The sequence below is a fragment of the Candidatus Desulfatibia sp. genome, assembly GCF_036446775.1.
Taxonomy (GTDB): domain Bacteria; phylum Desulfobacterota; class Desulfobacteria; order Desulfobacterales; family UBA11574; genus Desulfatibia_A.
On record NZ_JAZFTO010000247.1, the window covers coordinates 1 to 15,623 of the forward strand.

The following is a 15,623-nucleotide window of genomic DNA, read 5'->3' on the forward strand; positions in this document are numbered from 1 at the left end:
TAGCCCTTGTTTGGAATTTGAGACTTGGAATTTGTGATTTATTTGAAATTTGGTGCTTGGAATTTGTGATTTATTTAATGTTTGGTGCTTGGAATTTGTGATTTTAGACACAAAACTCCAAGGCAGAGCCAAATATCTCTGGCCTGGCTCAAAGGACCAGGTTTTTCAGGACTAAATAAATCTTCATTTTAGTTTTAGTCGTTCACATGTACGGTTCAAATTTGCAGCGAACCTTTGAACCCCTTGGCACGACGTAGCTTCAGCGTAGGCGGCTGAACCTTTGAACGGTTACTCTTTTTTATTTGATTACATTATGGTATCTTCACCTTAAGGCAACTGAAGATTCAGGCAATCAATCTTAAATTTCAGCAAGTTGCAAAAAGGTCTGAATCATAGGAAAAAAGCTAATGAAAAAGGAAATCCCAGAATATGCCTTTAAATATTTGGTGAAGACTCCCAAGGGTGGAACCATTCCAAAGAGTTTTTCTGAAATTGCGTCTCAGAAGGTGCTGCGGTTGCACCGCCAACTTCCGGACTACCAACCAACCAATCTCGTTCGCTTGAGTAAGCTGGCCCAGTCATGGGGGATCGGAGAGGTCTTGGTCAAGGACGAATCGACGCGGTTTAGCCTCAAGGCCTTCAAAGTGTTGGGAGGCAGTTATGCCGTTGCGCGGCTATTGTGTCAAAAACTGAGGGTAGATATAGAAAATATCGATTATAATTACCTGCTGAGCGATGAAGTACGGCAGCGCATCGGCCAGATAACGTTGACTACGGCCACCGATGGTAATCATGGGCGCGGCATTGCCTGGGCTGCGCAACAGTTAAAACAACGAGCGGTTATCTATATGCCCAAAGGGTCGGTGCGTTCTCGGGTGGAGAACATTCGCTCACACGGAGCCACCGTTGAAGTAACCGATCTTAATTACGACGATGCGGTACGGTTGTCTTGTCGCATGGCTCAAGAAAACGGATGGTATGTCATCCAAGATACGGCCTGGGAGGGTTATACTGAAATTCCGCTCTGGATCATGCAGGGCTATATGACCATGTGTACAGAGGCTGTGAGCCAGATGTCTCAAGAGGGAATACGCCCCACCCATGTCTTTATTCAGGCCGGGGTAGGAGCGTTGGCCGGCGCCATGGTCGGCTATCTGGTCAACAAGTTTCAAGACAATCCGCCCCGGTTCATCATCATGGAGCCTAATAATGCGGCCTGCATTCTTGCTTCCGCTGCAGCCGGCGATGGCCTCCCCCACGCCGTTACGGGAGACCTGAACACCATCATGGTCGGCCTGGCCTGCGGCGAGCCAAACCCCATTGCCTGGGAGATTTTGCGGGATTTTCCAAGTTGCTACATCAGTTGCGACAACTTCGTGGCTGCCAACGGGATTCGTATTCTGGCCAATCCTCTGGGGGGTGACGATGCTGTGGAAGCGGGAGAGTCAGGATCCGTGGGCATCGGTTTGCTGGATCTATTAGCCAACAACCCTGATTTTGGTAAGTTAAAACAAGAACTGAAGATAGGTCCTAATTCCAACTTGCTTTTTTTTAATACAGAGGGTGCAACAGATCCCGAAAACTACCGTGAAATCCTCTGGCACGGGAAATATCCACTTACTGTGATTTAAATACTACCTTTGAATGGTCATCGCCTTTTGCATGCTGTAAATTTGGGACGCGAGGACTGCGGCAATAAGCCATCCCCCGAAGGGCTATGGCATAAGGAGACAATATGGTAGAGAACGTGCACAATCCCATGAATGAACCGCGTTATAGCGGAATCCCTACGTTTATGAGAGCTCCTCACACAACCAATCTGAACAGTTTGGACATTGCCCTAGTTGGAGTGCCCTATGATGGTGCCGTTGAAGCTAGATCGGGTGCGCGTCAAGGTCCAAGGCAGATAAGAGACATGTCGAGCATGATGCGGGCTATCCACCATGTCACGCGAATAAACCCATATAAATTGTGCAGGATAGCTGATGTCGGTGATGTTCATTTCAAACAAATATTTGATGTTGTAGCCAGCCATGCTGATATAGCAAGTTTCTATGAGAGACTTCATAAATCTGGAATTGTCCCCTTAAGTGCTGGTGGTGATCACTCAATTACTTTGCCGATTATGAGAGCCATTGCAGTAGATCATCCTGTTGGCCTGGTGCATATTGATGCCCATACGGACTGTTGCGATGAGGAAATGAATTTCAAATACAGCCATGGGACTCCCCTCCGAAGAGCTGTCGAGGAAGGGCTACTGGAACCAAAGCGAACTATTCAAATAGGGATTCGAGGTGCCGCAAACTCTGATGAATGTTGGGAGTTTGGTCCCAAACAGGGCATCCGAATTGTGTATATAGAGGAGTTCAATAAGCTTGGAGTTGAAAAAGTAATAACTGAAGTGAGGCGTGTGGTTGGTGAAGGTCCCACCTATGTTTCCTTTGATATTGACAGCATTGACCCCTCGTACGCTCCTGGTACGGGGACACCGGAGATTGGAGGCCTAACTACGATAGAGGCACAGGGATTAATACGTGGGCTGAGAGGGTTGAACCTTGTTGGTGCAGACGTCGTTGAGGTGTCACCACCATTTGATTCATCCGGTAATACTGCTCTGATCGGGGCAACAATAATGTATGAGATTCTATGTGTTCTTGCAGAGAAAATAAACTCAGACTCTAAATGAAGACTGTTAGAGGCATTGTTCCATCCCCTTGGATTAATTGAAGGCCAAAATTTTTGCGATTTACAAACGAAATATGCTATGATTCAAAATTAAGAGCAACAAAACGGTAAGGGTATGCAAAGAAAAATCATCTGCTTTCTGATATTCCTTATGCTGCCGGCGCTCCCTGTCCATGGCAAAAATGCAATGGACTACTTTAACCTCTGCCCGCTTGTACCCAATCCTTAGGAGAGAGATATTTCACGTTTTCATGGAAGCTGCCGTATGCGCTGCTCACAGCCCTTTCAACATCATCTGTCGTACTTACGTTTACCCAACCGACTTCCTTCTCCCGAATACGGAGAAGTTACGATAATCGAACGATCGTTCTTTGTGACGGTATTGTTAATTATCATTCTACTACTCCATGGATTGTAAAACTGCTTTTTTAAAACGGTCTCTTATCCATACAGAACTGAGCGGTATAACAGCGACGGGTTCGTTGCCGGGCTCAACTTTTGCTACGATTACTGATGGTTTCATACTTTTAACTGCCTCTTTCAGGGCATCGAAGACATCTTTGCCGTTGCATTCGGATACATTTTCACACCCAGCGCCCTGTGCAATTTTAAATAAGGAAGTTTTTCCTTGTGTGTAAGTTCTTTGATCGCCGGTAGATCCGTATGTTCCATTATCCACAATGAGAAGAATAAAGTTATTCGGGGCATTATTAGCTATGGTGGCTAATGACCCCAAGTTCATAAGTATGGCACCGTCACCTTCGACAGCAATAACCGTCCGCTCGGTCGAAAGGGCCAAACCGAGCCCGATGGAGGAACACATACCCATACTGCCAAGCATATAAAAATAATTTTCCCTATCATCCAAACTATATAGTTCCTGGGAGGGAACGCCGATGTTGCATACGACCAGCGCATCGTAAAAAAGAGGAATCAGAGACTTAAGAAGTTCATAACGTTTCACGATCATTTACTCCAAAATTGAAAGTCCATTAAAACAGCTACCGGATATTCGATCACCCAGGCATGTTTGGCAATAACAGCAAGTTCATTGTTAACCTGACTCCTGTCTCGAAACTTAAAAACGGGTATTCTAAGCATATCGAGAAACCCTTCAGTCAGTTGGGCCATCCGGAACTGCGCATTTATTTTCTCACCGGGTGTGCCCCGATGGCTGATGACAAAAACGACGGGGATCCTATAGAGCGCTAAAAGTGATGATAACGCATTGATACAATTGCCAATCCCTGAGTTCTGCATGACGATACATGGAAATTTACCACCCAAAAAAGCGCCGGCACAAATACCGACACCTTCTTCCTCACGCGTTACAGGAAAATATTTTATGTCTGAATCTTTCTCCAATGCCAGAATAAGTCCGGAAAGAAGTTTACAAGGGACGGAAACAGCAAAATCGACGCCTCCCTTCTTCAACTCTTTAAGAATTAAGGAGTTTAATCCTGAATCCATAGCCTACTCCGATGAACTACCCCGCAGCAGAGCTGCGAGGTATCAAAATGAATTTTTATTTTATTAACCCCGATGCAGAGCATCGAGGAATTCTTTTGATTAAATTCTCACAACATAACTAAACTCGCAACGTAACTGCCATATGTTGCCGTTTATGACGCTTGACACACAATGTGTTTTTTTCTATACTCCATCCTCAATAAAAGGAGTTCTTATCAAATGAAGATATCGGACAGGCGCTGGACAGCTCAGGATAGCCAAACGCCGATAGAGATGCGGATACGAAATGAATAAAATAATTTTCAGCTAAAACTTAGCCCCCGGCAATTGCAGGTAATAATATAATTTCATCATTATTACGAATTTTGGTGTCTAAGTTGTCCAGGGAACGAATGCTTTTTTCATTTAACATAATAACAACTTGATCATTTAAATCACCCGTTTTTTTAATTAATAATTTTTCAATATCTTCTCCATATTTTTCGAATAATTTCGCAAATACATCATTAATTGTGGATTCATCTTCTAAATCCATATTTAGCTCTTTGACACCAATTCTATCCTTTAACAACGATAAGAAAGAAATTTTTACAGCAATCATATTGAATTATCTCCAATAAGGCATAAAGTTATAGGTAATCAGCATATTAAAATAGCCTTGTTTTGCTTTTTTGTAAACCCAAAAGTGATGAACTCGTAAAAAGCTAAGCAAAATTTTATTATCATAATATAATTCGAAATTGGATGGTGAAAATGGAAAAAAATAAGCTCGCTATCGGTCACCTTTCAACCTGCTATCACTCTAACTTTATTTTAATGCAGGATGATGATTTGAAAACCCAGCTTAATATTGAAATTGACTGGAAAATGTTTCGAACCGGGCCGGAAATGGTAGCGGCCTTTAAAAATAATGAATTGGACATAGGGTATATGGGACTACCGCCGGCAATTATAGGAATAGAACAAGGAGTTCGAATTAAGTGTGTAGCTGGAGGGCATGTTGAAGGAACGATTATGTGTGCCAAAAAGAAATACAAAGATGATATTCAATTAGATAATGATTTGTTTAAGGTACTATCCCAATTTAAAAGATCGGCAATCGGAGTGCCCGCCAAAGGTTCAATTCATGATGTAATTTTAAACTTTTTCATAGAAAAATACAATTTACAGGATGTAATCGAAGTTATTAATTACCAGGAGCCGGAACTTATCGCTTTAGACATGAAAAAAAATATATTAGAAGGGGGGGTAGGAACTCCTTGTTTAGCCGTTTTTGCTGCAACCCTGTTAGAATCCCGTCTTATCATTCGAGCTGATAATTTATGGGATAACAATCCAAGTTATGGCGTTTTTTTTCATGACGATTTAATTAAAAAACATCCCAACTATGTGCTTGGATTTTTGACCCTCCACAAAAAATCCGCCACTTTGATTCGGCAATCCCCAGATGTGGCGGCAAAAATGATAGCCAACACGGTTGAAATGGCAACCGAAGAATACATTAAGCAGGTCTTAAGAATTTCCCCTAAGTATTGCATTGCGATTTCTAACGGGTACGTTAAATCGACGATGGAATTTGTGGATGCCTTACATAGATTGGGATATATTAAACGAAATCTTAATATCGAAGATATTTTTGATTTCCGGTTTATAGAAAAAATTCATCCGGAAAATCATCATTATTTGATAAACTAAGGAGGTGGTATTATGCCGATTTGGACTTTAATATGGCTTGTATTATTAACGGGGTTACTGCTTTTTCATATTTATATGGATATTCGAGAAATGAACTCTCTCAGAAAAGAAATTGCAGACAACTTGAGAGCAATGAACGCTGCCTTGAAGCATTAAAAAATAAAGCCCCGAAATTTGATGGATTCGGAAACCCAATCTGCTATTGACTCAATGTACCCTCCGGTGTTACTTCAGGAGTAATCTCTCATTTTTACCGATAGGCTTTTCTTTTTACTACTCTTGAAAGGGATTCTGGGGGTACATTAGTTTATAAGTTGCTTGGGATGCGTATTTTAATTATTCTATGATGTATAGAATCTCATATCTTCTAAAACAATGTGTTGCATTTTAATTATTCTTTGGCCCTGCTCCCCGCAAGCGGGATTTCGCAAACTCAACTTGCATGAGAACCTCAGGGGAATTTTTCTAGATAGACTGGAGTGCTGACATGGTGATGTTGATTACAAATCCTCACTTTTACCAAATGCATGATCCAGGCAAGAAATCTTGCATTTTCAGGCATCGAATGTAGCCACTAATAGCCACCCTAAGCTTCTCTCAAAATATACAGCACTGCAAGTCAAAGCACTGCCTGTTAACTCCAAATCCAACTTGGTCATGAACCAAAATATTTTTTGCTTTGATTTTATTGCCACTATGTGTTAGTAGTCCTAAATAACAAAAGTTAATATCATTAATGCTAAGTATTATTTCTTGGTGCCTTAATAAAAAGTTTTGTGATTTCCCATGGAAATTAAAGAATTTAAAAGCTTCCGCCACAGAATGAACAAGACACAACGCCAGATGGCCCAACTGCTCGGAACGTCTATAAAGGCGATACACAGTTATGAGCAGGGCTGGCGAAACATACCGGTCTACGTAGAGCGGCAGATGCTTTTTCTAATTTCCAGGATGAAAGAGAACAGCAAAGACCGAAAGCCATGCTGGGTTATAAAAAAATGTCCTTCTGAGATCAAGAAACAATGCCCGGCCTGGGAATTTCAGACAGGTAACCTCTGTTGGTTTATTAACGGAACAATTTGCTGTGGTAGTGCTTGCAAGGACTGGAAAGAAAAGATGGAGTGTTGTAGGTCTTGTGAGGTTTTTATCTCCGTGATGTAAGCTCTATCCTACCTAAAAACCTGAATTGAAGCCGATATGTAAGCGAAAACAATAAACGATAAGGAGGAGAATTATTATAATAGCAAAAGAAATAATTAAGCTATTTGGCAAAAACAACTTGACATGCTACATTGTGGTAATATATGAACAAATGTGAAGGGTAGGCATTTATTATACCTTTCCTCCATTCGCTGCCCCTGGGTCCCCTACCCAGGGGTTTTTCTTTGATTTCAGAATTTGACATCCTGCACTTATATTTGCTATTTGTAAACAATGTTCACAAATCATTAAAAAATGATCTGTGATCGGGAATTCGTATTGAACAGATTAGAGTGATGATGCCTTAAGAAGGACTTTTATATGACAATTTCTGAGAAAACCGGATTATCGGAAGATAGAAGGAAACATGAGCTATGCATGGCAATGGAAGGGGCCTTTGCTATCGTCAGATCAGCACCTTCCAAACTGGACCAAATTAAGGATATGAGCAGGGGGGAGATTGCAATCGCTATTTTCAAGTCAAAGCCTATCCTGACGGGTCAAATTATTAATATTAGCAGGAGTGGGTTGACGTTTCGTTATTTTCCCAGTGAAGAGCAGTCAAACCAATCTGTTGAATTAGATATATTATTCGCCAATATTAGTTTTTATTTGGAGAATTTACCATTTAAAACCATTTCTGATCTCGATGTAGACAATGAATTTTCTTACAGTTCTCAAAACAGAAAGCTGATGAGAGTGCAATTTGGAGAATTGGATTCGCACCAAATATCTCAGTTAGATTATTTTATTCAGAACTGCACCGTGGACAGACGTTCCGATCAAGATCGTAGACAGTTTGATGATTCCGAATATGTTGGCCCTGAAAGGAGAAACGGAGGGGATTTATGAAGATTATCCATTTCCATAAGGCCGAGAGTTATGAGCCTGAAAAAGACTGGAAACGCGTGAGTCTCTGTAATGAAAAAGACATTTCTATGGAGCACTTTGTCAAACCGCCGCAGCATGCCTCGCCGCGGCATGCGCACCCGAATGCACAGGTGTTGGTCGTCCTCAAAGGCAAACTTGCAATCCAAACCGACAAGGATGGTGAACAAGTACTTGCAGAGGGTGATGCTGCCTATATACCCGGGGATGAGCCCCATGTCGTCAAAAACGTCCTGGACGTTCCATCGATCGGTATCGATATCTTTGTTCCAGGCCGATCTTTTGATTTCTGGCTGAAGCGCCAACAATCCTAACTTGATATTGTACTGCAACAGCGCGAGCATTCCCTATCCCACATACAGTGGGACTGCGGCCTGCCAAAGGCAGGTAAAGGTTAACGAACGAATCGAAAAATGACAAAATCCCTTACATTGGAAGTGAAAACCCCTCTTGAGAAAAAATCCACAATAAAGGAAATCAGGGAACGCTTTGATGATGACGTCGAGCGTTTTTCCAATTTGGAAACTGGACAGCAGGCGATTATTGATGCGTCGTTAATGATGGACCTGTTAGTGCGTGCGGCAGTTAAAACCACACCGCATGCAAAGCGATTGCTCGATATTGGCTGTGGTGCCGGAAACAATACAATTAAAACATTAAGGTATTTAAATGGGCTGGACTGTGATTTAGTTGATTTGAGTCTTCCAATGCTTGAAAGAGCTAGAGCAAGAATCTTAAAAGAAAAATCGGGGAAAATTCGCCTGTTCCAAGGAGATATCAGGGAAATTGAGCTTGGAAAAGATACATATGATATCGTGTTGTCGGCTGCTGTGCTCCATCATCTAAGGGATGAGTCAGACTGGGAGTTTGTCTTCAAAAAAATATTCCAGGCCACAAGCCCTGGCGGCAGTTTTTGGATAAGCGATATTGTATTTCACGACATTCCTGTGATACATGAATTCATGTTGGGAAAATACGGAGAGTACCTTGAGTCTTTGGGAGGGAAAGAATATCGAGCCAAAGTTTTTGACTATATTGACAAGGAGGACTCTCCCAGGAGTTTAACGTATCAGCTTGAATTAATGAAGAAGGTAGGATTTGAGAAAATAGCAGTATTACACAAATCGTCCTGTTTTGCTGCATTCGGTGGTATCAAGAAAAGACGTTAATCGATAATAACAATCCTGGTCCTTAGGGTTCGGTCAGAGACTAATGCCATTACCTAAAATTTTTGTATATGGAGTATTGGAGTACTGGAGTGTTGAGAAAACAATAAATAATTGTGGGTCTTTTCCGGACTCCGATTTACCGAATGCTTCAATCAATACTAAGGCCCGTTTTTCCATCACTCCATCACTCCATTACTCCATAGCGGCATCGAAATATCAATAAACCAACCCTCTTCTGAGGTTAACTAAAATCGGGTCTTTTTGAGCCCGGATTCTTCACTGATAGGAGGCAGTCCCATGACCAGTTACAGGATCGCGGTGCTTCCCGGCGACGGGATCGGTAAAGAGGTGGTTCCGGAAGGCATCCGCGTACTCGAAGCGGCCGGCCGGCGTTTCGATATCAAATTCAGATGGGATACGTTTCCGTGGAGCTGCGAAAACTACAAACGAGCCGGCCGCATGATGCCCGAGGATGGAATTGACCAACTTCGTAAAAATGACGCAATCTTCCTCGGCGCCGTCGGGTTTCCCGGCGTACCCGATCACGTCTCCCTGTGGGGACTGCTGATACCCATCCGCCGACAAATGCAGCAGTACATCAATCTGCGTCCTGTACGCATGTTGAAGGGTATGGTTTCACCCTTGCGCGGGAGAGGACCCGCGGACATAGATTTTCTTGTCGTGCGCGAAAACAACGAGGGCGAGTATTCTGAGATTGGCGGACGAATCTATTCCGGGACTGAAGCTGAGATCGTTGTGCAGGAGACGATTTTCACTCGGAAAGGGGTCGACCGGGTTTTGCGTTACGCTTTTGAACTCGCCGGGAAACGTGATTCCAAGCATGTTACCTCTGCGACCAAGTCCAACGGCATCATTCACACCATGACTTACTGGGACGAACGCTTTGCCGCCATTGCTCGCGAGTATCCGGACATTAGGACCGATCAGTACCACATCGATATTCTCACCGCTCATTTCGTCCTGCATCCCGACTGGTTCGATTTGGTGGTAGGGAGCAACCTTTTCGGCGATATCCTTTCGGATCTTGGCCCTGCGATTGCGGGCGCCATCGGTATTGCGCCGTCGGCCAACATCAATCCGACTCGCGAGTATCCATCCATGTTCGAACCGGTACACGGCTCGGCACCTGACATTGCCGGCCAAGGCATCGCCAATCCCATTGGCCAAATCTGGTCGGGAGCTATGATGCTCGACCACCTGGGCCATCCGGAGGCTGCGCTTGCCGTGGAAGAGGCCATCGAGACGGTACTGGAGAGCACTTCGCTGCGAACTCCCGATATGGGAGGCACGGCGACAACTGTAGAACTTGGCGCGGCTATTGCAGAAGCCCTGTAACCGCGTTTACTGCCTTCAACCGCCCAGGAACAGGCGACCGACTTCCGGGTTCTCAAGGAGTTCGTCGCCGGTTCCGGCCATGGCCAACTGGCCCGCGACCAGCACGTACCCGATGTCGGCAAACTCAAGGCCTTTCTTGGCGTTCTGCTCGACCATAATAATGGTTTTGCCTTCCGTATTCTGCAAATCGTCCAGAATTTCGAAAACCATCTTGATAAAACGCGGCTCGAGTCCAATGGAAGGCTCGTCTACTAATAGAACATCCGGTTCCATAATCAGTGCCCGGGAGATTTCAAGGAGGCGCCGCTCGCCGCCGGAGAGAACACCGGCCTTCTGTTTTCGTCGTTCTCTCAGGAGGGGATACTTGCCGAGCACCTTTTCAGTGGCCTCTTGTGCCTGGCTCGGCTTGTCCATAAGAAAACCGCCCATGAGCATGTTTTCCTCAACCGTCATATCCGGGAAGACCGAATTGTCCTGGAGAATGTATGCGATACCTGCTTTCTTGAGCTTCTCGTTGGGACTCAGGCGGGTAATGTCGCGGCCCCCCATTTTGATGCCCCCACCCATGATGTTGGTGAACCCGTAGATGGAGTGCAGCACCGTAGACTTACCGGCGCCATTGGGCCCGATGATACAAAGAGACTGCTCCGCCCCTACTTGCAGATCAAACTCATGCAGTATCTCCATCTTGCCGTAGCCGGCCCTAAGGCCTTCAATGGCAAGTAGCGGTTCTTTTCCCACCAGCGCGCTCAAACGCTGCCGGCTGGGCGCCTCGGCCGCCAGCTTCTCGGCGTCGTGCGCCACTTCGTCAACCGAAAGCACCGTATCAAAATCGTTGAGGCCCAGGCCGCCGATGTCGTCTTTGCCGGTGGTCTGTTTTTCATTTTCATTCATCAGTTCGCCCCGAGATAAGCGTCGATCACCCTTTGATCATATCGGATTTTATCAGCCGGGCCTTCGGCCAGTAGCTGTCCATGCGCCAAGCAGTAAATATGTTCGGCCAGGTCCATGATAACACGCATGTTGTGCTCGATGACAAAAAGCGTGATACCATATTCTTTATTGATTCTGATTAATCGATCGATAATGCCATTAATCAAGGTAGGGTTAATTCCGGCAGTTGGTTCGTCGAGAAGTAGCATTTTGGGCTCGTTCATTAATGCCATTGCCAATTCCAAGAGCTTTTGCTGACCGAAGGATAAATCTCCGGCCCTTAGTTTTCTTTTTTGGTATAGTCCTACAAAGTTTAATATATCTTCAGATTTTGTCGTTAATTCCTCAGGAATCTTTGTAAACATAGTAAAAAAATTGTCCTTTTCCTGTTTGGAGCTAATCAGCATGTTTTGAACGCAGTTTAATTTTCCGTAAATTCTCGTTTGTTGAAAAGTTCTGAGCAAACCCAATTTGGCTATAACCGGTACCGGGAGTTCGGAAACTTCCTTTCCTTCAAACTGAATTGATCCCTTATCGATGGGATGGGTTCCTACGATGGAATTAAATAATGTGGTTTTTCCCGAACCGTTTGGGCCGATTAATCCAACAATTCTTCCCTCCTCAACAGTTAAGGAGATGTTTTCGTTTGCTTTCACGCCCCCGAAATATTTATAAACCTTATCAACTTTTAATATTTTGCTCACTATTTTAACACCACTTGAGCTTTTATAGCGGCTTCATCGACAACCTCACCGAATTTATCTGGATATCTTTCTCTCAGCCCACCCATAATTCCTTCAGGGAAGAAAACGACAATGATCACAATCAGAACCCCAAGAGCAACATACTGCCAGCCCAAAAAGAATATCCAGAATCCTTCCTTAAATACATGAAAAACTATCGCTCCAATTACGGGACCCCAAAGCGTTCCTTTTCCTCCAAGCATAACCATCAGAATCATAAACACACCGTAGGTTGTTACGGAAAAAGCAATCTCCGTCGGTTCAATATAGCCGACCATATTCCCCATTAAACCACCGGCCATACCTAAAAAAAATGCTGAAACAACCCAACCGGTAATTTTGTATCTCATGGTATGAATTCCCATGGCCTCAGCCTTATCCTCATTGTCTCTAATCGCGTTGAGAACCAATCCAAACCTTGTTTGATAGGCCCATTTCAAAAACAGGAATGCAACAACCATTAATATAAAACACATGTAATAAAAAAACTGTGATCTTAACTCTGTACCACCAATACCTTTCGGCCAGGGAGGAGCGGTCATTCCCTGGCCGGCGCCTATTAATTCAATACCGCCCGCGATTTCGCCCGCGGCAACACCTAAACCCAAAGTGCAGATGCCAAAGTATTGACCCCTTAATCCCAGGACGCCATATCCAATCAGTGCAGCTACCAGTGCGGGGACAATGCCGGCAAAGATCAAACCGGTAAAGATTCCTTGAAAATACTGAAAGGGAGCATGTATGAACGTTTTTTCCCCTCCGCTGGCGGTCCATTCCGCCAAAGGAAAGAACAGTCCTATTTGAACACTAGCACAAACATACATTCCGATCCCATAAAAAAAGATATTACCGAAACTGGTGTAACCCATCTGCCCTCCCTGCACGTCCCAGGTCAGTGCTAATACGACGAGTATCCACATAATGGATATTTGAAGTTTAAAAGCAGGGAACAAAAATGGCGCGGCAATACCCAACACAAATATTAAACCGTAAAAAAATATTTTGTTTTTACTCATATTAAATATTCGCGTTTTCTGGACAATTTAAATCTTTTATAAACCAGAATTAAAACCAATAACAAAAAGGTCGCTCCTATTCGAAATTCAGTCCCCAGAATATAATCTGCAAATTCTTCAAATACACCCAAACCCATACCTGACAACGCGACTCCGGGCAAATTTCCCAGGCCTGCCACAATGACGATCATGAAGGATCGAATAGTGTATGGCAGACCAATGTAAGGATGCAGTGTGAAGGTAATGGCGATCAAAGCTCCGGCAATTCCACACAATGCGGCATTAATTCCAAAGATCGCCGAATATACCTTATCCGTATCCACTCCTAAAATCTTGGCCGCTCTTGCATTTTGGGCGGTTGCCCTGATCGCACGGCCCAGCTTGGATTTTTTCATATAAATAACCAGAATTATGGAGAAGATAACACTCACCACCGCAGAAAAGATCTTTGCATTGGGCAGGGTCACAGAATTGTCAAACAGAAGCGTGGTGCCAAAACCTGACTGGGCAACAACAACATCCGCTCCAAAAATAATATTCATTAGTTGTTGTGCTAAGATGCTGATCCCAAAGGTTGCCAGAATTGAGACAAACAAATCTCTATCAACAATCCTGTTGATGACAGTTTTATAAAGAAGCAAACCAACAAAAAACATGATAATTGGAGAGACGATAACCCCAAATGCTGGATGAATGCCGGCTGTGTACATGAAATATGCAATATAGCCGCCCATAATCACCAATTCCCCCTGGGCAATATTGATGATACTCATGACGCCCCATTGCAAAGCCATTCCGTAAGCGATCAAAGCAAAAAGAATTCCCAGCAGAATCCCATCCATGGAAGCCTGAACCATTAATATCGGCGCTCGAAAAATTAATAAATCCATAATGCAATGATAAAAAAATGCCCCCTAGAATCCAGGGGGCATATAATAATAATATTATCTTTCAGACCACTTGGGTATCGGGTGGACCAACTCAGAAGATGCCCATTTAGTTGGTGCAACCACTTTATTCTCACAGGTATCACCCTCACATCTCACTTGAAACAACACCATGGGTTTAGCGATGTTTTGGCCTTGCGGACTGAACTTTATGTTCCCATAAAAAGTTTGCATGTCAGTTTCTGCCAAAGCATCACGAACTTTTTCTTTGTCGAACGAATTAGCTCTTTCAAAAGCATCCTTATATACCAATAATGCGGCTGCAGACTCTGCCGCTTGATACGGAGGAGCATAACCATATTCAGCGTTGAAATCTTTATCAAAAGTCGCTGCCGAACCAAAGAATTTATCTTTGTAACTCAATGATTTATGCCACTGGGCGGCACACAACGCGTACTCAGCTTTTTTGCCATGTTGCTTAGCCAGTTTGGAAGCATCGCAATGTGTCATCGCCAACATCGGGACATCGATTTTCATTTCAGAGATTTGTCTGATTGCTGTTAACGCGCCTTTGGAATGACCGGACACTACAAGCACATCAGGCCTGGTTACCTTAACCTTAGCCAGTGTTGCCGCCATATCGTTTAGCTCTTTCGGCAACTTGTCATCAATAATGATCTTTGAGCCTGTCCTTTTGGCGGCATCGACAACACCTAGTCTCACGTCTTGTGAGAATGCATCTTGTTCAAATGCCATTGCGATCCTGACCGGCTTGCCGCCATTTTTTTCAACAGCCAGATCGATGGCAACTTCAAGATATTGGTTTGCTGCGGATAATACGGCGAACAAATATTTATATCCCTTTGTAAACAATGATCTTGATGCGCCATTCGCTTCAACCATAGGAATTTTGTTTTCCTCAGTTATTGGCGCCATGGCTTTGGTTAAACCTGAACTGTACGGTCCAAGCATATACTTAACCCCATCTTGCTTAATGAGTCTTTCAGCGAGCTGAGCCGCGCGGCCTGAGTTGGATTCATCATCATAATAAATGATTTTAAATTTATATGACTTTCCTCCTATTTGGACCCCGCCCATACTATTTATCCTTTTAACAGCAAGTTCATAACCATTTTTTGTATGCTTGCCGTTTGTGGAATACTTTCCAGAAAGAGAGACCGCGGCACCTAAAATTATCGTATCACCTTCAACCTTAGCTGCGGCGGGGCTTGCAACCACGAGGCCGAGGGCGGCCACACCAACCACTAGTGCCATAAAAAGTTTTGCTATTCTCATCATAATCCTGTCCTCCCTATGTATAAATGTTTCAGGTTAATTAGTTTCCATCCATAAATGGCTATTTTTCCGATGAGCGGCGTTCTCTCTCCGAGGCGTAGGCTCTACGAGCCGGAGGCCGCGGGTTTCCGCCCTCGACGTACTAAAAGTACGCCTCGGGCGAAAACTCTTGCTTGTCCCGCCATAGCCCTTTTCTAAGGGCGACGGCGGATGCGGCCTTGCGACTTCGCCAAGGCTTCGCCGGCACAAGTGCTCATCGAAAAAATATCTCATTTATGAATTGGA

16 protein-coding genes are annotated in these 15,623 nt (G+C 44.0%); 8 read left to right on the forward strand and 8 right to left on the reverse strand.

Going from position 1 to position 15,623, the window contains the following annotated elements:
* Nucleotides 1-407: 407 nt before the first annotated feature.
* Both dpaL and speB read left to right on the forward strand, forming a co-directional pair.
* On the forward strand, nt 408-1,631 hold the full coding sequence (gene dpaL, locus V3S16_RS11560; RefSeq protein WP_413885087.1) for a diaminopropionate ammonia-lyase: 1,224 nt from the start codon (nt 408-410) through the stop codon (nt 1,629-1,631).
* A gap of 104 nt (nt 1,632-1,735) precedes the next feature.
* On the forward strand, nt 1,736-2,686 hold the full coding sequence (gene speB, locus V3S16_RS11565) for an agmatinase (RefSeq protein WP_413885089.1): 951 nt from the start codon (nt 1,736-1,738) through the stop codon (nt 2,684-2,686).
* Between the two features lie 399 nt (nt 2,687-3,085).
* Here speB and comE read toward each other — a convergent pair whose 3' ends face one another.
* The 3 genes from comE to V3S16_RS11580 form a co-directional block, all read right to left on the reverse strand.
* Nucleotides 3,086-3,649, reverse strand: a complete 564-nt coding sequence (gene comE, locus V3S16_RS11570) for a sulfopyruvate decarboxylase subunit beta (RefSeq protein WP_413885091.1) — start codon at nt 3,647-3,649, stop codon at nt 3,086-3,088.
* Between the two features lie 2 nt (nt 3,650-3,651).
* The gene (gene comD / locus V3S16_RS11575; protein ID WP_413885093.1) at nt 3,652-4,155 is read right to left on the reverse strand and encodes a sulfopyruvate decarboxylase subunit alpha; all 504 of its coding nucleotides are present in this window, start codon (nt 4,153-4,155) and stop codon (nt 3,652-3,654) included.
* Nucleotides 4,156-4,468: 313 nt separating this feature from the next.
* Nucleotides 4,469-4,756: a MoaD/ThiS family protein gene (locus V3S16_RS11580; RefSeq protein ID WP_413885095.1), complete on the reverse strand. Its 288-nt coding sequence runs from the start codon at nt 4,754-4,756 to the stop codon at nt 4,469-4,471.
* A 152-nt stretch (nt 4,757-4,908) separates the two neighbouring features.
* Between V3S16_RS11580 and V3S16_RS11585 the strand changes: the two genes are divergently transcribed.
* From V3S16_RS11585 to V3S16_RS11610, 6 genes are all read left to right on the forward strand, one after another.
* Nucleotides 4,909-5,850, forward strand: coding sequence for an ABC transporter substrate-binding protein (locus tag V3S16_RS11585; RefSeq protein ID WP_413885097.1), 942 nt, complete (start codon nt 4,909-4,911; stop codon nt 5,848-5,850).
* Nucleotides 5,851-6,636: 786 nt separating this feature from the next.
* Nucleotides 6,637-7,011, forward strand: coding sequence for a helix-turn-helix domain-containing protein (locus V3S16_RS11590; protein ID WP_413885099.1), 375 nt, complete (start codon nt 6,637-6,639; stop codon nt 7,009-7,011).
* Between the two features lie 360 nt (nt 7,012-7,371).
* Nucleotides 7,372-7,902 carry a hypothetical protein gene (locus V3S16_RS11595; protein ID WP_413885101.1) on the forward strand — a complete coding sequence of 177 codons (531 nt, stop codon included), beginning with the start codon at nt 7,372-7,374 and terminating at the stop codon, nt 7,900-7,902.
* Nucleotides 7,899-8,252: a cupin domain-containing protein gene (locus tag V3S16_RS11600; RefSeq protein ID WP_413885102.1), complete on the forward strand. Its 354-nt coding sequence runs from the start codon at nt 7,899-7,901 to the stop codon at nt 8,250-8,252. Before V3S16_RS11595 ends, V3S16_RS11600 begins: the two co-directional genes overlap by 4 nt.
* 99 nt (nt 8,253-8,351) lie before the next feature.
* Nucleotides 8,352-9,107, forward strand: a complete 756-nt coding sequence (locus V3S16_RS11605) for a class I SAM-dependent methyltransferase (RefSeq protein WP_413885104.1) — start codon at nt 8,352-8,354, stop codon at nt 9,105-9,107.
* Between the two features lie 297 nt (nt 9,108-9,404).
* Nucleotides 9,405-10,463, forward strand: coding sequence for a tartrate dehydrogenase (locus V3S16_RS11610; protein ID WP_413885106.1), 1,059 nt, complete (start codon nt 9,405-9,407; stop codon nt 10,461-10,463).
* A gap of 15 nt (nt 10,464-10,478) precedes the next feature.
* On the opposite strand, the gene V3S16_RS11615 is transcribed toward V3S16_RS11610, so the two are convergent.
* The 5 genes from V3S16_RS11615 to V3S16_RS11635 all read right to left on the reverse strand — a co-directional run bounded on the left by V3S16_RS11615 (nt 10,479) and on the right by V3S16_RS11635 (nt 15,341).
* A complete protein-coding gene (locus V3S16_RS11615) occupies nt 10,479-11,285 on the reverse strand; it encodes an ABC transporter ATP-binding protein (protein ID WP_413885108.1) in 807 nt (268 codons plus the stop codon).
* Nucleotides 11,286-11,356: 71 nt separating this feature from the next.
* Nucleotides 11,357-12,100 carry an ABC transporter ATP-binding protein gene (locus V3S16_RS11620; RefSeq protein WP_413885110.1) on the reverse strand — a complete coding sequence of 248 codons (744 nt, stop codon included), beginning with the start codon at nt 12,098-12,100 and terminating at the stop codon, nt 11,357-11,359.
* Nucleotides 12,100-13,155 carry a branched-chain amino acid ABC transporter permease gene (locus V3S16_RS11625; protein ID WP_413885112.1) on the reverse strand — a complete coding sequence of 352 codons (1,056 nt, stop codon included), beginning with the start codon at nt 13,153-13,155 and terminating at the stop codon, nt 12,100-12,102. The genes V3S16_RS11620 and V3S16_RS11625 overlap by 1 nt, the downstream gene beginning before the upstream one ends.
* The gene (locus V3S16_RS11630; protein WP_413885114.1) at nt 13,152-14,045 is read right to left on the reverse strand and encodes a branched-chain amino acid ABC transporter permease; all 894 of its coding nucleotides are present in this window, start codon (nt 14,043-14,045) and stop codon (nt 13,152-13,154) included. Before V3S16_RS11630 ends, V3S16_RS11625 begins: the two co-directional genes overlap by 4 nt.
* A gap of 54 nt (nt 14,046-14,099) precedes the next feature.
* Nucleotides 14,100-15,341: an amino acid ABC transporter substrate-binding protein gene (locus V3S16_RS11635; RefSeq protein WP_413885116.1), complete on the reverse strand. Its 1,242-nt coding sequence runs from the start codon at nt 15,339-15,341 to the stop codon at nt 14,100-14,102.
* Nucleotides 15,342-15,623: the final 282 nt, after the last annotated feature.